The 14,096-nt window shown below is 59.2% G+C and carries 17 protein-coding genes; 8 read left to right on the top strand and 9 right to left on the bottom strand.

Annotated elements, in window-relative coordinates:
• Nucleotides 1–117 precede the first annotated feature (117 nt).
• Genes ACP7BE_RS22760 through ACP7BE_RS22750 form a run of 3 tightly spaced genes read right to left on the bottom strand, consistent with a single transcriptional unit; the run spans nucleotide 118 to nucleotide 1,759 of the window.
• Entirely contained in the window at nucleotides 118–795 is a 678-nt protein-coding gene (locus ACP7BE_RS22760) for a response regulator transcription factor (protein ID WP_426107388.1), read from the bottom strand.
• Between the two features lie 60 nt (nucleotides 796–855).
• Nucleotides 856–1,155 (bottom strand): YciI family protein, encoded by a 300-nt coding sequence (locus tag ACP7BE_RS22755; protein ID WP_095002642.1) that lies wholly within the window; start codon nucleotides 1,153–1,155, stop codon nucleotides 856–858.
• Nucleotide 1,156: 1 nt separating this feature from the next.
• A complete protein-coding gene (locus tag ACP7BE_RS22750; protein WP_095002641.1) occupies nucleotides 1,157–1,759 on the bottom strand; it encodes a septation protein A in 603 nt (200 codons plus the stop codon).
• A gap of 84 nt (nucleotides 1,760–1,843) precedes the next feature.
• Here ACP7BE_RS22750 and ACP7BE_RS22745 point away from each other — a divergent pair, with 84 nt between their 5' ends.
• From ACP7BE_RS22745 to arfB, 8 genes are all read left to right on the top strand, one after another.
• Complete coding sequence (locus ACP7BE_RS22745) at nucleotides 1,844–2,707, top strand: PHP domain-containing protein (protein ID WP_095002640.1); 864 nt, start codon at nucleotides 1,844–1,846, stop codon at nucleotides 2,705–2,707.
• A gap of 13 nt (nucleotides 2,708–2,720) precedes the next feature.
• Nucleotides 2,721–3,353: an L-threonylcarbamoyladenylate synthase gene (locus tag ACP7BE_RS22740; protein ID WP_095002639.1), complete on the top strand. Its 633-nt coding sequence runs from the start codon at nucleotides 2,721–2,723 to the stop codon at nucleotides 3,351–3,353.
• Nucleotides 3,354–3,472: 119 nt separating this feature from the next.
• Nucleotides 3,473–4,171: a segregation and condensation protein A gene (locus ACP7BE_RS22735; RefSeq protein ID WP_170943745.1), complete on the top strand. Its 699-nt coding sequence runs from the start codon at nucleotides 3,473–3,475 to the stop codon at nucleotides 4,169–4,171.
• 12 nt (nucleotides 4,172–4,183) lie between these two features.
• The gene (gene scpB / locus ACP7BE_RS22730; RefSeq protein WP_426107384.1) at nucleotides 4,184–5,122 is read left to right on the top strand and encodes an SMC-Scp complex subunit ScpB; all 939 of its coding nucleotides are present in this window, start codon (nucleotides 4,184–4,186) and stop codon (nucleotides 5,120–5,122) included.
• 161 nt (nucleotides 5,123–5,283) lie between these two features.
• The gene (locus ACP7BE_RS22725) at nucleotides 5,284–5,475 is read left to right on the top strand and encodes a DUF1289 domain-containing protein (protein ID WP_095002636.1); all 192 of its coding nucleotides are present in this window, start codon (nucleotides 5,284–5,286) and stop codon (nucleotides 5,473–5,475) included.
• 144 nt (nucleotides 5,476–5,619) lie between these two features.
• Entirely contained in the window at nucleotides 5,620–6,816 is a 1,197-nt protein-coding gene (gene rluB, locus ACP7BE_RS22720; protein ID WP_088377744.1) for a 23S rRNA pseudouridine(2605) synthase RluB, read from the top strand.
• A 732-nt stretch (nucleotides 6,817–7,548) separates the two neighbouring features.
• Nucleotides 7,549–8,967, top strand: a complete 1,419-nt coding sequence (locus ACP7BE_RS22715) for an amino acid permease (RefSeq protein ID WP_095002635.1) — start codon at nucleotides 7,549–7,551, stop codon at nucleotides 8,965–8,967.
• A 90-nt stretch (nucleotides 8,968–9,057) separates the two neighbouring features.
• Nucleotides 9,058–9,471 carry an alternative ribosome rescue aminoacyl-tRNA hydrolase ArfB gene (gene arfB, locus ACP7BE_RS22710; RefSeq protein WP_086799653.1) on the top strand — a complete coding sequence of 138 codons (414 nt, stop codon included), beginning with the start codon at nucleotides 9,058–9,060 and terminating at the stop codon, nucleotides 9,469–9,471.
• A gap of 126 nt (nucleotides 9,472–9,597) precedes the next feature.
• Here the strand turns inward: arfB and ACP7BE_RS22705 are convergent, their stop codons facing one another.
• The 6 genes from ACP7BE_RS22705 to phhA all read right to left on the bottom strand — a co-directional run bounded on the left by ACP7BE_RS22705 (nucleotide 9,598) and on the right by phhA (nucleotide 13,785).
• Nucleotides 9,598–10,785 carry an MFS transporter gene (locus ACP7BE_RS22705; RefSeq protein WP_095002634.1) on the bottom strand — a complete coding sequence of 396 codons (1,188 nt, stop codon included), beginning with the start codon at nucleotides 10,783–10,785 and terminating at the stop codon, nucleotides 9,598–9,600.
• Nucleotides 10,786–10,821: 36 nt separating this feature from the next.
• On the bottom strand, nucleotides 10,822–10,998 hold the full coding sequence (locus ACP7BE_RS22700; RefSeq protein WP_095002633.1) for a hypothetical protein: 177 nt from the start codon (nucleotides 10,996–10,998) through the stop codon (nucleotides 10,822–10,824).
• An 80-nt stretch (nucleotides 10,999–11,078) separates the two neighbouring features.
• The gene (locus tag ACP7BE_RS22695; protein WP_254925257.1) at nucleotides 11,079–11,210 is read right to left on the bottom strand and encodes a hypothetical protein; all 132 of its coding nucleotides are present in this window, start codon (nucleotides 11,208–11,210) and stop codon (nucleotides 11,079–11,081) included.
• A gap of 187 nt (nucleotides 11,211–11,397) precedes the next feature.
• Nucleotides 11,398–12,594: an amino acid aminotransferase gene (locus ACP7BE_RS22690; protein WP_095002632.1), complete on the bottom strand. Its 1,197-nt coding sequence runs from the start codon at nucleotides 12,592–12,594 to the stop codon at nucleotides 11,398–11,400.
• A complete protein-coding gene (locus ACP7BE_RS22685) occupies nucleotides 12,594–12,950 on the bottom strand; it encodes a 4a-hydroxytetrahydrobiopterin dehydratase (protein ID WP_016781595.1) in 357 nt (118 codons plus the stop codon). Before ACP7BE_RS22685 ends, ACP7BE_RS22690 begins: the two co-directional genes overlap by 1 nt.
• Nucleotides 12,951–12,993: 43 nt before the next feature.
• On the bottom strand, nucleotides 12,994–13,785 hold the full coding sequence (gene phhA / locus ACP7BE_RS22680) for a phenylalanine 4-monooxygenase (RefSeq protein ID WP_095002631.1): 792 nt from the start codon (nucleotides 13,783–13,785) through the stop codon (nucleotides 12,994–12,996).
• Nucleotides 13,786–14,096 lie beyond the last annotated feature (311 nt).

Genomic DNA, 14,096 nt, shown 5'->3' with positions numbered 1-14,096 from the left:
CCGGTTGTTCCGGATGCGCCCAGTTTAGGGAGATCAAGGTCAATCGCTGTCAACCGTGGGTAAAGCTTTGGTAAAGACGGTTTTGCCGGGGATTTACACAGGGTGAGGGCGCTTTTCTCAGACGCTGTAGAAATACCCGCGGCTGCGCAGTGCCACGATGCGCGGGCTGCCATCCGGGTGCGGGCCGATCTTTTTGCGCAGGTTGCTGATATGCATGTCCAGGCTGCGGTCGTACAGGGTCAGCTTGCGGCCCAGGGCGATCTGCGCCAGTTCCTGTTTGTCCAGCGGCTCACCCGGTTGGCGCAGCAGGGCTTCAAGGATGCGGCTTTCAGACACGGTCAGGGTAATGTCGCGCTGGTCGATGGTGACCACGCCGCGCATCGGGCTGAAACACAGGTCGCCCAGCTCCATCTGGCTGGACACCGCCGCCGGGTGGCTGCGGCGCAACACGGCGCGCAGGCGGGCTGTAAGCTCGCGAGGGTCGCAAGGCTTGGCCAGGTAGTCATCGGCGCCCAGCTCCAGGCCCAGGATGCGGTCCAGCGGTTCGCCTCGGGCCGAAAGCATCAGCACCGGCAGATCAGGGTGGTCGTTGCGCAATTGCTTGAGCAGCTCAAGGCCGCTGCCGTCGGGGAGCATGACATCCAGCACCACGGCATCGGGGCTGGACTCTGCCAGCGCCTTGCGGGCGCTGGCACCGTCGTGGCATGCGCGAACCTGAAAGCCTTCCTGGCTCAGCCAACTGACCAGCAGCTCACACAGCTCCAGGTCATCATCTATCAGTAACAGGTCGCTCATGACTTACTCGATTTGACCGGTGCCGATGCTGTTTGCGCCGGCTGCCGGTAAAGATACAGGTTACGGCAGGACTTGCTTGAACGGCTTGACGCTGACATTGGCATATACGCCAGCGGCAACGTAAGGGTCGGCTTCGGCCCAGGCCTGGGCAGCGTTCAGGGATTCGAACTCGGCCACGATCAGGCTGCCGCTAAAACCGGCAGCGCCAGGGTCATTGCTGTCGATGGCCGGGTGCGGGCCGGCCAGTACGATGCGGCCTTCGGCTTTCAGTTGTTGCAAGCGCTCAAGGTGCGCAGGGCGGGCAGCCAGGCGAGCTTCGAGGGAATTGGCGACGTCTGTTGCAATGATGGCGTAGAGCATGTCAGTCCTTGGTCTTGGGGGTGGTATCAGTCGGGTCGGTGTCATGCAGATGGCGCGACAGGTAAATGCCCTGGGCGATCAGGAACAACACAGTCATGCCCAGGCTGCCGAACACTTTGAAGTCGACCCAGATGCTTTGGTAAGTGAATGCCACGAACAGGTTGGCCGCGCCGCAGAACAGGAAAAACCCGATCCAGGCCACGTTCAGGCGGGTCCAGATGGCATCTGGCAGGCTCAGGGCGTGGCCCATCATGCGCTTGATCAGGACCTTGTCGCCGATAAAGTGGCTGCCGGCAAACGCCAGGGCAAACAGCCAGTTGACCACCGGGGCTTTCCATTTAAGGAAGGTTTCGCTGTGGAAGGCCAGAGTCAGGCTGCCGAATACCAGGCAGGCGATCAGGGTCAGCCATTGGCTTTTTTCGAGTTTGCGTTGCTTGATAAACAGCGCGCCATACACCACCAGCGAACTGATGATCAGCATGGCGGTAGCGCTGTAGATACCGCCGACCGACAGGCTGTGCCCGCCGATTTCGACGATGCGCGGTTCGATTTTGTAAACGATGAAAAACAGTAACAGCGGGATGAAGTCGATGAATTGTTTCACAGTGGCAGCCAGAAGCAGGATGTGGCGGCATAATAACAAACATCAATGACAGCGAAAGCGTCAGCTAGAGGTTATTAAATCCCCGTGGAAATTGACTTGCATTGCCATAGCACGGCATCCGATGGCGCCCTGGCGCCTGCGGTACTGGTCGCGCGTGCGTTCGAGAAAGGTGTGCGAGTCCTGGCCCTGACCGATCACGATACACTTGAAGGCCTCGACGAAGCCCGCGCGGCGGCGCAGGCGCTGGGCATGACATTGGTCAACGGCGTGGAGTTGTCCTGCACCTGGGGCGGAGCGACGATTCATGTGCTCGGCTACGGTTTCGATGTCAACGCCCCGGCGCTGGTCGAGGCCATTGCCAAATTGCACGATGGCCGCTGGCTGCGCGCCGAAGAGATCAGTCGCAAGCTGGCGCTCAAGGGTATGCCTGGTGCGCTTGAAGGCGCACGGGCTATCCAGCAAGCCCTGGGTGACAGCGGCAACGCCCCGGCCCGTCCGCATTTTGCCGATTTTCTGGTCGAGGCCGGTTACGTCAAGGATCGCGCCGAAGCCTTCCGCAAATGGCTGGGGGCCGGCAAGCTGGGGGACGTCAAGCTGCACTGGCCGACCCTGGAAGACACCGTCGCCACCCTGCGCGCAGCAGGCGCCTGGGTCAGTCTGGCGCACCCCTCGCACTACGATTTTACCCGCAGCAAGCGCCGACGGCTGATTGGCGACTATATTCAAGCTGGGGGTCACGCGATTGAAGTGGTCAACGGGTACCAGCCGGCCGATCAGGTTGGCAGCCTGGCGATCCTTGCGCGTGAGTTCGGTCTGCTGGTCAGTGCCGGCAGTGATTTTCATGGTCCAGGAGGGTGGTCCGAGATCGGCGAATACCGTCCGCTTCCGGAAGACTTGCCGCCATTGTGGTGTCGATTCAAATATGACAAACCCACTGCCAACGTCTGAACAGGTAAACACTGTGAGTCAATTTTTCCAGATTCATCCGGAAAACCCACAACCGCGTCTGATCAAACAGGCCGTTGAAATCATCAAGAAGGGTGGGGTGGTGATTTATCCTACCGACTCGTCCTATGCCGTCGGTTGCCAGATGGGTGACAAGGGTGCGATCGAGCGGATCAAGCGCCTGCGCAACCTGGACGACAAGCACAACTTCACCCTGATGTGCTGTGACCTGTCGCAGCTGGGGCTGTTTGCCAAGGTGGATACCGGGGTCTTCCGTCTGCTCAAGGCGCATACGCCGGGGCCGTACACCTTTATCCTCAACGCCACCCGCGAAGTGCCGCGCCTGCTGCTGCACCCTAAACGCCGTACCATTGGCCTGCGCGTACCGAGCCATCCGATTGCGCTGGCATTGCTTGAAGAACTGGGCGAACCGCTGATGAGCGTGACCCTGATCCTGCCGGGCGAGAGCGAGCCGATGGAAGACCCGTATGAAATCCGTGATGCCCTGGAAAAACAGGTCGACCTGATCATTGACGGCGGTTTTGGCGGCAACAAGGCCTCCACTGTCATCAGCCTGGTGGACAGTGGTGACCCCGAGATCGTGCGGGTGGGCTGCGGTGATCCTCAACCCTTTATGGTCGAGGCCTGATGTCTGACGTAGAAGCACCTGAGGCCCGGGCCGGTGCCCAGCAAGAACTGTCTCTGGCCATGGTCTATGGCCAGGCGGTCATCGAAATGCCGCAAGACCTGTATATCCCCCCGGATGCACTGGAGGTGTTTCTTGATGCTTTTGAAGGCCCGCTCGACCTGCTGCTGTACCTGATCCGCAAGCAAAATATCGACATTCTCGACATTCCGGTGGCGGAAATTACCCGCCAGTACATGGGTTATGTCGAGCTGATGAAAACCGTGCGCCTGGAGCTGGCGGCCGAGTATCTGGTCATGGCCGCGATGCTGGCCGAGATCAAGTCGCGGATGCTGTTGCCGCGTTCGGCCGAAATCGAGGAGGACGAGGGTGACCCCCGTGCCGAGCTGATTCGCCGCCTGCAGCAATACGAGCGCTTCAAGGCTGCCGCTGAAGGCATTGAGGGGCTCAGCCGGGTAGGGCGCGAGATCTATGTGCCCAAGCTCGATGCCCCCGAAGCACGGGCGCGCAAACTGGTACCGGATGTGGCGCTCGAAGAGCTGCTGATGTCGATGGCCGAAGTGCTGCGCCGCACCGACATGTTTGAAAGTCATCAGGTCAGCCGTGAGGCCCTGTCGACCCGCGAACGCATGAGCGACGTACTTGAGCGTCTCAAGGGGGGTGGCTTTGTGCCCTTTGTCGAGCTGTTTACCGCTGAAGAAGGCAAGTTGGGTGTAGTCGTGACCTTTATGGCCATTCTTGAACTGGTCAAAGAGTCGCTGATCGAGTTGGTACAAAATGAACCCTTCGCGCCGATCCATGTGCGGGCAAGAGCCGAATAAAGAGCTGAAACCATGAATTTGACTGAACCCCGCGAGCTGGCCCCCTTGCTTGAGGCCTTTCTGCTGGCCTCGGGAAAGCCGCAGAGCCTTGAGCGCCTGTTCGAACTGTTTGAAGAGGGCGAGCGCCCGGAACCGCCGGTCTTCAAGAAGGCCCTGGAACTGCTGCGCAAATCCTGCGACGGCCGCGCCTTTGAACTGAAAGAAGTTGCCTCCGGCTATCGCCTGCAGATCCGCGAAAAGTACTCGCCCTGGGTCGGACGTCTGTGGGAAGAACGCCCGCAACGTTACTCGCGAGCCATGCTGGAGACCATGGCGCTGATCGCTTATCGCCAGCCCATTACCCGTGGCGAGATCGAAGATGTGCGCGGTGTGGCGGTCAACAGCCATATCGTCAAGACACTGCTGGAGCGCGAGTGGATTCGCGTGGTGGGTTATCGTGACGTGCCGGGCAAGCCCGCGATGTTTGCCACCACCAAGGGCTTTCTTGACCACTTCAACCTCAAGAGCCTCGATGAATTGCCGCCACTGGCCGAGCTGCGCGAGCTGGAGCCGGATCCGATCCTCGATTTTGACGATGCCCCGGTGCCTGCGCATCTTCAGGCGCTGGCCGACGAAAGCGCTGAGCCGGAAGAGCCGAAAGACGAAACCAGCTTCCGCACCCTGCTGACGGAACTGGACTCGATGGAGGAAGGTCTTAAAACCGACTTTGATGATTTGTTGCGCGACGTTGCGCCAGTTGAAGCTCTAGAGCCTGAGCCTGAGCCTGAGCTCGAGCCGGAAATAGAAGCCCAACCACAACCGCAGCAACCCTCTGCGGCCGAGTTGGCCCGCGAGCGATTGCGCGCTGCGGTTGCTGCACTTGAGCAGCGATCTGCCTTGAGCGACGAAGAGCTTGAGGCTCAGGCCCTGGCCGAAGCCATCGAACAGGAACGCCGCGAGCAGGAAGACTGATGCACTCCCACTAAGGATCCTGGCAAGCCGCGGATTCTGCGGGCAATGCATGACCCGTGGGAGCTGGCTTGCCTGCGATGCAGACGACGCGGACTGTCAGGCACACCGCAGCGATGCCATCGCGAGCAAGCCCGCGCCCACACAATTTTCGGAGGGCTGCCATGACTGCAACCAAAGACCCCTGCATCGGTGTCTGCAAGTTCACCGACGACATTTGCCTGGGCTGCGGGCGAACCAAGCGTGAAATCAAGGCCTGGAAGAAACTCGACAAAGACGAAAAACGTGCGGTGCTGGCCGAATCCGCCCTGCGTTTACTGGCGCTTGAGGCCACCGGCCGGCGGAAAACCAAGTGAGCCACGCACTTCGTGACTAGCCTTTGATGCGCAATGGCCAATATCCGCGTATGATTCGCGACCCTCTGGGGCTCAGCAGAGCCCCAAGGCCCATTTTTAACACTTCAGGCGCTCGCCTGAATTGACACACCGGGAGGTGCCCAGATGAAAGATCTCGACCCTAAAGACGGCCAGGAAATTGGCCCTGCAGGCGAAAAACTGCAAAAAGTCCTCGCCCGTATTGGCGTTGGCTCGCGTCGCGACGTAGAGAGCTGGATCAGCCAGGGCCGGATCAAGGTCAATGGCAAGGATGCAACCCTGGGTCTGCGCGTAGACCTGCACGACGCCATCACCATCGATGGCAAGGTGATCAAGCGTGAAGAGGCAGCCGAATCGGTTCGCCGCGTGATCATGTACAACAAACCCGACGGCGAAATCTGCACCCGTGACGACCCTGAAGGCCGTCCGACCGTGTTCGACAAACTGCCGCGTCCAAAAGAAGGCCGCTGGATCAATATCGGTCGTCTGGACATCAACACCACCGGCTTGCTGATGTTCACCACTGACGGTGAGTTGGCCAACCGCTTGATGCACCCTTCGTACGAAATGGACCGTGAATACGCGGTACGTGTGCGTGGCGAAGTGGATGACGACATGATTGCCCGCCTCAAGGCCGGCGTTGTGCTGGAAGACGGTCCGGCGCGTTTCACCGACATCAAGCAGGCGCCAGGCGGCGAAGGCTTCAACCATTGGTACCACTGCGTAGTGATGGAAGGCCGTAACCGTGAAGTGCGTCGTCTGTGGGAATCCCAGGGCCTGGTGGTCAGCCGCCTGAAGCGCGTACGTTTCGGTCCGGTGTTCCTCAACTCCGATCTGCCGATGGGTCGCTGGCGCGAAATGAGCCAGTTCGAAGTGGACATTCTCAGCGCTGAAGTCGGCCTCACGCCGGTTGCCATGCCTGAGATGAACGCCAAGAGCAAAGACAAGCTTGAGCGCATGCAGCGCAAATCCTCGCGCCCTGTGGCCCGTGGTGACCGTGTTGCCCGCGTGCTGCGCCCGGCTGAAGGTGCACCTGTTGCGCCGCGTCCGGCACGCCAGCCGCATATCGAAGGCGAGCGTCCGGGCCGTCCGGCTCGTGATGAATCGGCTCGTCCGGCGCGCAAGCCTGCCGGCCGTACTGATCGTGTGCCAGCAGGTCGTGGTGCGCCAGTTGCCGAGCGTCCGAGCGAAATCAACAAGCGTCCAACCAAGCCAACCCGTAACGGGCCAAAGCTGGTTGACGATGCGCCGTCGGGCAAGCGTCGTGGTGCCCCGGCAGGTTCGGGCCAGCGCCCGGGCTTCGGTCGTCGCAAGCCGCAGTAAGCGGTAAGCGCGGTACAAAAAACGCCAACCCCCAGGGGTTGGCGTTTTTTTATGTCTGCGAAATGCTGATGGTTGCGTAGCAGCTGCCAGGGAACGAGGCTGCGTGCGGCGACGCAGTCGTCGTAAAAACAGGCACTGTGGTGTGCCAGGCCAATACGGTTTTCAGGATTTACGGTTGCTGTGCAACCGAACGCAGCCTCGTTCCTTCGGCAGCTGCTACGGGTCGTAATTCGCGTGGCAAATAATCGTTACACCATGTCAATAAATCTATACGAATTCAGCCACTTACCGACCCTAAACCGCTGAAATCATCCCTTTGTAATGAAAACCTTCCGAGATTTACAGAATTAGGACAGTTCCTACATAAATTGCGGCTTGTTTCGTATTGCAATCGGCTGTGTGATGGGATCTTGCCTTCGTGCGGGTGTACAATGCGCCGCGTTTTAACTGTGACTCAATTGCGTACCCGCGCATTTTGCGCCGCTCGGCGTTACACCGAACGGCCAAAACCTCAAGGCTATCCGCCTTGATAATTCCGCAATGCCACAAGCGTTGCGGGTTCGATTCCGTCACAGATAAAAACAAACAGGTGACGCATGACTCGTGAAACAACCTTGGATTCCTGGCGCCTGCGCTGGGGTTTGATTTGTGTTGTAGACCCTTCGATCACTGCCTCTGGTGCTCAAGTTACAACGCACTGAATCACATCAAACCTTGTGTGGGACCTTTGCAATGAGTGGAAATACCTCGCATTCGGGCGAGCTTAAACGCGGCCTGAAAAATCGTCATATCCAGCTGATAGCCCTCGGTGGCGCGATTGGTACTGGCCTGTTTCTCGGTTCGGCCGGGGTGCTCAAGTCGGCCGGTCCATCGATGATTCTGGGCTATGCGATCTGCGGCTTTATCGCGTTCATGATCATGCGCCAGCTCGGTGAAATGATCGTCGAAGAGCCGGTTGCCGGTTCTTTCAGCCACTTTGCCCATAAATACTGGGGCGGTTTCGCCGGCTTTATGTCGGGCTGGAACTGCTGGGTGCTGTACATTCTGGTGGGCATGTCGGAGCTGACCGCCGTCGGCAAATATGTGCACTACTGGTGGCCGGAGATCCCCACCTGGGCCTCGGCAGCGGCCTTCTTCGTGCTGATCAACCTGATCAACCTGACCAACGTCAAAGTGTTTGGCGAAGCCGAGTTCTGGTTCGCGATCATCAAGGTCGTGGCAATTGTCGGCATGATCGCCCTGGGCAGCTACCTGCTGGTCAGCGGCAGTGGCGGTCCTCAGGCTTCGGTCAGCAACCTGTGGGAACACGGTGGTTTCTTCCCGAACGGGACGACCGGCCTGATCATGGCCATGGCCTTTATCATGTTTTCCTTCGGCGGCTTGGAAATGCTCGGTTTCACCGCAGCTGAAGCCGATAAACCACGCACCGTGATCCCGAAAGCGATCAACCAGGTGATCTACCGCATCCTGATTTTCTATATCGGTGCCCTGGTAGTTCTGCTGTCGTTGACTCCGTGGGACTCGCTGCTTGAAACCCTGAATGCCGGTGGCGACAGCTACAGCAGCAGCCCGTTCGTGCAAGTGTTCTCGATGCTGGGCAGCAACACCGCTGCGCACATCCTCAACTTCGTGGTCTTGACCGCAGCATTGTCGGTGTACAACAGCGGCACCTACTGCAACAGCCGCATGTTGCTGGGTATGGCGCAGCAGGGCGATGCGCCGAAAGTGCTGGCCAAAATCGACAAGCGCGGCGTGCCGGTCAACTCGATCCTGGCCTCGGCGGCGGTGACGGTCATTGCAGTGCTGCTCAACTACCTGATGCCCCATGATGCGCTGGAACTGCTGATGTCCCTGGTAGTGGCGACCCTGGTGATCAACTGGGCGATGATCAGCTACTCGCACTTCAAGTTCCGCCAGCATATGGACAAGACCGCGCAAGTCCCGCTGTTCAAGGCGCTGTGGTATCCGTACGGCAACTACATCTGCCTGGCGTTTGTAGCGTTTATCCTGGTGATCATGCTGTTGATCCCGGGGATTCGCGTGTCGGTGTACGCGATTCCGGTGTGGGTGGCCTTTATGTGGCTGTGCTTCGTGATCAAGAACAAGCGCGCGGTACAGGCGCAGGCAGCGGCTTACAGTTCTGCCAAATAAACGCTGTGTTTAACCCTGCAAACCCGGCCATTGCGCCGGGTTTGTTGTTTGTGGGGTATCCTTGATGCTCTGAACACGGACCCTTTTTTGATGCTGGTGATTTCCAACAACGTGCATATCCCTGATGCCGAGATCGAACTGACGGCCATTCGCGCCCAGGGTGCGGGCGGGCAGAACGTCAACAAGGTTTCGAGCGCCATGCACCTGCGCTTTGATATTCCCAATTCGTCGTTGCCGGATTTTTACAAAGAGCGGCTGCTGGCGCTGCGTGACAGCCGCATCACCAGTGATGGCGTGCTGATTATCAAAGCCCAGCAATACCGCACCCAGGAGCAGAATCGGGCTGATGCGCTGGAGCGTCTGGCGGAGTTGATCGTCAGCGCCACCAAGGTGGAGAAAAAGCGCCGCCCGACCAAGCCGACCCTGGGCTCAAAAAAACGTCGGCTGGAATCCAAGACCAAGCGCGGCAACATCAAGGCGGGGCGGGGCAGGGTGGATTTCTAGAGGGCAGCAGCAGTCCTGTGGGAGCGGGCTTGCCCGCGATGGCATCACCGTGCTTTACCTGGCACACCACTCCGTCTGCATCGCGGGCAAGCCCGCTCCCACAGGTTTAATCACCCTGAGCGCGAGCTAGGACGCTCTTGCGTTCTGCGCCTGGCGATACAGATAAACACTCAGCATCAACCCGCCAAGCGCCGCCAGCGCCGCAAACAGAAAGATCGAAGCAAAGCCGAAGCCTGCCGCCACGGCACCCACCAGCGGCCCGGTGATGCCCAGCGACAGATCGATAAACAGCGAGTACGCACCCACCGCAGCCCCCCGGCTGGAGGCCGGCACCAGGTTGACCGCCTCAACCCCCAGCGCCGGGAACACCAGCGAAAAGCCAAAGCCGCTCAAGGCCGCGCCCGCCAGGGCCAACTCCGGGTTGGGTGCCAGCCACAGCAACAGCAGGCCCAGCGTCTCGACGCTCAGGCAGGCAATCGCCACGCGAAAACCGCCGATACGGTTGATCAGGTTGCCAAACAGCAAACGCGCACTGATAAAGCTGGCGCCAAACAGGCTCAGGCACAGCGCTGCGTTTTCCCAGTGGTTGGTCGCGTAATACAAGGTGATAAAGGTGGCGATGGTGCCAAAGCCGATCGAGCCCAGGGCCAGCCCGGTGCCGTGGGGCAGTACTCGTCCCAGTACATGCAGAAACGGCAGGCGCACGCCGCTGACAATGGGTGCTGCCAGTTTTGGCCAGGCCAGCAGTACGCCCAGCGCTCCCAGGGCAATAATGCTTACGCCCAGGCTCCACATCCCCAGGTGGCCGACCATGACCACGCCCAGAGGTGCGCCAATGGCAATGGCGCCGTAACTGGCGATGCCATTCCAGGAAATCACCTTGGCCGTGTTCTGTGCGCCGACCCGGCCTATGCCCCAGCCGATGGAGCCGGAGCCCACCAGGCTTTCCGCGCTGCCCAGCACCAGCCGGCCGATCAACAGGCTGGCCAGGCTCCAGGCCGGCATGCTCGTCAGCCAGCTGGACACCAGCATAAACACGCCACTCAGGCCGCAGCCGGCCAGGCCAACCATCACGGCGCGCTTGCTGCCCCGGGTATCGATGTAGCGGCTGGCGTAAGGCCGGCTCAGCAGCGTAGCCAAATATTGCACGCTGATCACCAGCCCGGCGATCACCGTGCCGTAACCGAGATGGTTATGCACGTAACCCGGCAGTACGGCCAGCGGAATGCCAATGTTCAAATAGCCGATAAAGGTAAACAGGACGATGGAAACCACTTGCAGCGTGATTGCCATGGGGCGCTGTGTTTCAGGCATGGGGTAGGGGTCCTGCGGGGAGCGGGTTGGTGCAGATTATAGTGGTGTAACCAGTTGCGTCGCGATTAAAGCGGCCAGTGCATTTTCCTGGGTGCCGAACCGTTTGAGCAGGAGAGCTTGTTTTTCGGGGCTGAGGCGCTCCCAGAGGTCGATCATTTTCTCGGCGGTGCCGATCAGAACGCTGGCCTGGGTATCGCTGAAGGTGTCAGTCACGCTTGATTCCGCAATAAGGGGCGATTGTGTCAGACGGTGTGAAAAACTGAATGCTTTTCGCACCGTCTGATTGTGCGCCGTCAGTCTTCGCTTTCGGCCTGCAGGCTTTCAGAAGCCTCGTCCAGTGCGGGGTTTTCGCCACTGGTGTGTTGCGGGGTTGGCTGCTCGGTTTCGTGCAGGCTTGGGAAGGGGAGGTTTGGGATCTCGTGCATCGTCGCGCTCCTCGTAAGGTGTGTTTTAAGTAGCTTGCTAAGGATACAGGAGGGAGTGTGACAATTTGTCTTTTTATTGCGTCTGGGGGGATTTGTATCAAACTTTTCATATTGCAGCTGTCGCTGCAAAAGGCAGAGCCCTGTAGCAGCTGCCTCGTTCCTTCGGCAGCTGCTACGGGTGGGGGGGCTAGTGTGTGCACACCTGCGCAATCGCCTTGGCCAGCAGGCTCAGGCGCGTGCCGTCGACCCCGGCCATATTGGCGCGCCCCGAACCAACCATGTACACGCTGTGTTTCTCGCGTAACAGCTGGACTTGCTCTTGGGTCAGGCCAGTGTACGAAAACATCCCGCGTTGCTCATTAATATGGGCAAAGTGCTCCGCCAGCCCGAACGGGATCAGGGCTTCCACCAAACCGCTACGCAATTGCGCGATACGGCTGCGCATGGCTTCCACTTCTGCGATCCACACGCTTTTCAGCTGGGCATCCCCGAGGATGGTTGCTACCACCGACGCGCCGTGATCCGGCGGGTTGGACCACAAGTTTCGCGCAATATAGGCCAACTGGCTGCGGATGTCGGTCAGCTTTTCGGCGTCATTGGCACACACAATCAATGCACCGACGCGTTCGCGGTACAGGCCGAAGTTCTTCGAGCACGAGCTGGTGATCAGCACTTCCGGCAGTTCACGGGTGAACAGGCGGGTCGACCAGGCGTCTTCCTGCATTCCGTCGCCAAAGCCCTGGTAGGCAAAATCGATCAAAGGCAGCAATTCACGACGACGGACCACGTCCAGCACCTGCAGCCAGTCCGCCTGGGACAGGTCAAAGCCGGTCGGGTTGTGGCAGCAGGCGTGCAGCAGCACCACATCGCCTTTTGGCGCGTGTTCCAGGGCTTCGAGCATGGCCGCGACATTGAGCTTGTTGTCGCTGCCCACGTAAGGGTAGTGACTGATCTTCAGCCCGGCTGCGGCAAAGATGGTTTCGTGGATCGGCCAGGTTGGATCGCTCAGCCAGATGCCACGGCCCGGCAAGCATTGCGCGATAAAATCGGCGCTCAGGCGCAAGGCCCCGGTACCGCCCGGGGTCTGGGTCGCTGCAGCGCGCTTGCTGGCCAGCAGGGGTGAGTCTTCGCCCAGCACCAGTTCGCTGATCAGTTGCCCGAATCGGCTGTCACCATGACCGCCGATATAGGTTTTGGTCTGTTGCTGATCGACCAGGCGCTGCTCGGCCAACTTTACTGATTGCAGGATCGGCGTCAGGCCATTGGCGTCTTTATAGACGCCCACGCCCAGGTCGAACTTGTCCGGATTGGTATCCTGTTGATAGGCGTCCATCAAACCGAGAATCGGGTCGCCCGGTACCCGACCAATATCGGCAAAGTGCATTACTTGCGACCTTCGGCAGTTTTGGCGACTTCATCAGTGCGTGCGGCCATGATGAAGTCGTTGCGGTGCAGGCCCTTGATCGAGTGGCTCCACCAGGTCACGGTGACCGAGCCCCATTCGGTCAGCAGGCCCGGGTGATGGCCTTCGGCTTCGGCGATCTCGCCCACGGCATTGGTAAAGGCCAGGGCGAATTTGAAGTTCTTGAACAGAAAGACCTTTTCCAGCTGCATGATGCCGTCGCGAACTTCGATGTTCCAGTCCGGGATCTGTTTGATCAGGATCGGCAGTTCTTCGTCGCTGACCTGTGGAGCATCGGCGCGGCAGGCTTCGCAGTGGGCTTGGTTCAGTGCGTTCATGGTGGATTCCTGAAATCAGTTTTTATTGATGACTAAAAAAAGGTTAAGCCGCTTTCGGCTTGGGCGTGAACTTCGGCGCGTGCAGGCCCATTGTCATGCCTTTTTCGACCATACCCATGATGTCTTCATGGGCCAGGTCAAACAGTCGCTTCAAGTCCGGCAGGACAAAATACAGCGGCTGCAAAATATCGATGCGATACGGCGTACGCATGGCTTCCAGCGGATCGAAAGCCTGATGTTCCGGCTCTGAAGACAGGCTGTAAACCGTTTCTTTGGGCGACGACAGAATCCCGCCACCGTAAATGCGTTTGCCTTCCGGCGTGTCGACCAGGCCGAACTCGATGGTCATCCAGTACAGGCGTGCCAGATACACCCGTTGCTCCTTGCTCGCTTGCAGCCCCAGTTTGCCGTAGGTGTGGGTGAATTCGGCGAACCACGGGTTGGTCAGCAGCGGGCAGTGGCCGAAAATCTCATGGAAAATATCCGGCTCTTGCAGGTAATCGAGTTCTTCGGGGGTACGAATAAAGGTGGCCACTGGAAACTGCTTGTTGGCCAGCAACTCGAAGAAGGTCTGGAAGGGGATCAGTGCGGGTACCCGGGCAACTTGCCAGCCTGTGGTGGCGCCCAGTACCTGATTGATCTCATCGAGTTGCGGGATGCGGTCGTGGGGCAGGCCCAGCTTTTCGATGCCTTGCATGTACTCGGGGCAGGCGCGGCCTTCCAGCAGTTTCAACTGACGGGTAATCAGCGTGTTCCACACCCCGTGCTCGGCAGGTGTGTAGTCGATAAAGCCATTGGCATCAGGCTCACGGGCGACGTATTTCGTTTGCTTCATGGGGCTCTCCGCAAGGAAATCGTTTTTATTATTCGGTGTTGTTGCGATGCCTTAGTGATACCCCATGTGATTGTCATGTGCAGCTAGCCTAAAGCCAGTAATGCTGGGATGATGGCGCTTATTCGTAAAGTATTCGTTACGATGTGAGGGGCAGGCTGTCATTCTTGACTGTGCGACAGCACAACTGTCACAAAATCGTGACGATGAAATGCCTCTGAAGCCGGAAAACCTCCCTGTGGGGGCGAGGCGGCTACCGGAAGGGGCGCGTTTTGACATCGCGAGCACGGTCGCCCCCACAAAGGGCAGCCAGG

This window comes from Pseudomonas sp. TWR1-1-3 (assembly GCF_049896805.1).
Lineage (GTDB): Bacteria > Pseudomonadota > Gammaproteobacteria > Pseudomonadales > Pseudomonadaceae > Aquipseudomonas > Aquipseudomonas bubulae.
Note: the sequence above shows the minus strand (reverse complement) of the source record. Positions and strands in the feature narration are given on the sequence as shown.